This window comes from Zoogloea oryzae, assembly GCF_030161255.1.
Taxonomy (GTDB): Bacteria; Pseudomonadota; Gammaproteobacteria; order Burkholderiales; family Rhodocyclaceae; genus Zoogloea; species Zoogloea oryzae.
In genome coordinates, this window is sequence record NZ_BSPX01000277.1 from 1 (window position 1) to 704 (window position 704).

General features: G+C 66.9%; 1 protein-coding gene. It reads right to left on the bottom strand.

Annotated elements, in window-relative coordinates; translation table 11 throughout:
* Positions 1-704: SdrD B-like domain-containing protein (locus QQK25_RS23400; protein WP_284190110.1), on the bottom strand; the 704-nt coding region annotated here is incomplete at both ends.

A 704-nucleotide genomic window follows, 5' to 3' on the forward strand; every position in this document is an offset into this window, starting at 1 on the left:
GCGTCCTGCACGCCGTTGGCGTTGGTGTCGAGCCACACCTTGTCGCCCAGGGTGGCGGGACGCTCGTCAACGAAGTCGTTGCCGGTGCTGGACTGACCCGGGGTGAGGGTCACGGCGATGCTGTTGGGGTTGCCGCCGTCGACGTCGCCCACATCGGTGTAACCCGGCTTGTTGGTTTCGATGACGTTGTAGCTGCCCGCCGGCACGCCGGTGAAGGTGTAGTTGCCATTCACGTCGGTGGTGGTGGTGGCCACGACCAGGCCCGTGGTGGCGTTCACCAGGGTGACGGTGACGCCGGCAATCGGGGTGTCGCCGGTGTCGTTGTTGTCGTTGTCTTCACGCACGGTGCCGCTGATGGCGCCCGGCAGACGTTCGTCGACGAAGTCGTTGCCGCTGTTGGTGGCGCCCGGGGTGACGGTGACGGCGATGCTGTTCAGGTCGCCGCCGTCCTTGTCGGACACGTCGGTGTAGCCCGGCTTGTTGGTCTCTTGCACCACGTAGTTGCCCGGGGGCACGCCGTTGAAGCTGTAGTTGCCGCTGGCGTCAGTGGTGGTGGTGGAGATGACGGTGCCGCTGACCGGGTCCTTGAGCACCACGGTGACGCCCGCCAGCGGGGTGTCGCCGACGTTGTCGTTGTTGGTGTCTTCGAGCACGGTGCCGGTGATGGCGCCCGGGCTGGCGATGATGCCGGCGTCCCAGCTGCG